3 protein-coding genes are annotated in these 1,127 nt (G+C 68.2%); 1 reads left to right on the top strand and 2 read right to left on the bottom strand.

Translation table 11 applies throughout. The features are described 5' to 3' along the window. Positions 1 to 224: hypothetical protein (locus QH283_RS20280; RefSeq protein WP_280504560.1), on the top strand; the 224-nt coding region annotated here is incomplete at its 5' end. Positions 225 to 241: 17 nt separating this feature from the next. On the opposite strand, the gene QH283_RS20275 is transcribed toward QH283_RS20280, so the two are convergent. Next, positions 242 to 397: a DUF6131 family protein gene (locus QH283_RS20275; RefSeq protein ID WP_280504559.1), complete on the bottom strand. Its 156-nt coding sequence runs from the start codon at positions 395 to 397 to the stop codon at positions 242 to 244. Between the two features lie 44 nt (positions 398 to 441). Continuing rightward, the gene (locus tag QH283_RS20270; RefSeq protein ID WP_280504558.1) at positions 442 to 840 is read right to left on the bottom strand and encodes a hypothetical protein; all 399 of its coding nucleotides are present in this window, start codon (positions 838 to 840) and stop codon (positions 442 to 444) included. Positions 841 to 1,127: the final 287 nt, after the last annotated feature.

The raw sequence follows: 1,127 nt of genomic DNA, 5'->3' as shown, positions 1-1,127 counted from the left end.
GCATCTCGCCATCCGGCCTCTCCGGTGTCGTCACCGCATCGGTCGGTGTGTCAGCGCCCGAAGGCCCGGCGCACCTTGTTCGTGGCCTGTCTCAGGTTGCCGGACAGCTGATCCCGGCGGCCCTGTGCTTCGAGGCGGGGGTTGTCGGTCGCCCTGCCGAGAAACTTCCGCACGCTGCCGCGCGTTGCCCGCACCCGGTTCTCGAGCGGGCTCCGGCGACGTGATGGATTCCGGTCCATCGTCAGAAATAGTGCCTGCGGCCACCGACCGGACGGCCCACCGAGCCGGCGATCCACAGCGCCGCGCCGACCAGCAGGACGATGATGCCCGCCGTGACCAACAGATTGATGCCGAGCAGCCAGCCGACGACCAGCAGAATCAATCCGAGAACGATCATTGTTTTATCCCTTTCCTCGACAGTCGAATTCCGACTGAATGTGTTCAGGCCTTGGCCGGTCCCGAGTTGTCGCCCGCGGGGCGCTTCATGAACCGGTTCGCACTCCACACCGCGCCGCTGCGGGGCGCCGCGGTGTCGGTCCGGGGTGCGGGAGCGGCGCGGCGGGCCGCCGCGATCTCCCGGCGTGAACGACGTAGTTCCCGGCGCGCTTCACTGCCGCGGCGGGCGGTTCGCCACACACCGATCGACAGGAGCAGCACTCCGAGCATGCCCACGGCGCCGATGAGGACGCCGGAGCCGAAAACCTCTCCCACCGAGGGAGTGAAGGGATGGCCGAAGACTTCGAAATCACCCGCGGCCGAACGCATCTGGTCGATATCGGCCGCAGCCAACGCCACACCGGCCACGACGGCGGCGAGCAGGGCGACGAGCCCGGTAACCATGAACATGACAATCCCGCTTCACGCTTAAATGTTGTTGCACGACGGCTATTCCCGGCCGTGGCGCGGTCAAACAGCGCGAGGGAAAAATTGGCAACTCCCCTGAACGAAGTGAGGGGAGTGACGCGGGAGTCGCGCGGTGACTCCCGGTGCGGAAATCGTCTCCGTCAGGGAGTGAGTTCGGCGAGAATCGCCGCCGCCGTCCCCGGACGAGCGGAGCGGAATCCGGTGCCCGCCCACAGGCTCGTGCCGTGGGGGGCGCCCGCCCGCCCCGCCGCCCCGCGCGCCGG

This window comes from Nocardia farcinica, from assembly GCF_029867845.1.
In the GTDB taxonomy this organism is placed as follows: domain Bacteria; phylum Actinomycetota; class Actinomycetes; order Mycobacteriales; family Mycobacteriaceae; genus Nocardia; species Nocardia farcinica_A.
The sequence above is the reverse complement of the archived record's forward strand: the minus strand, read 5'-3'. Positions and strand labels throughout refer to the sequence as shown.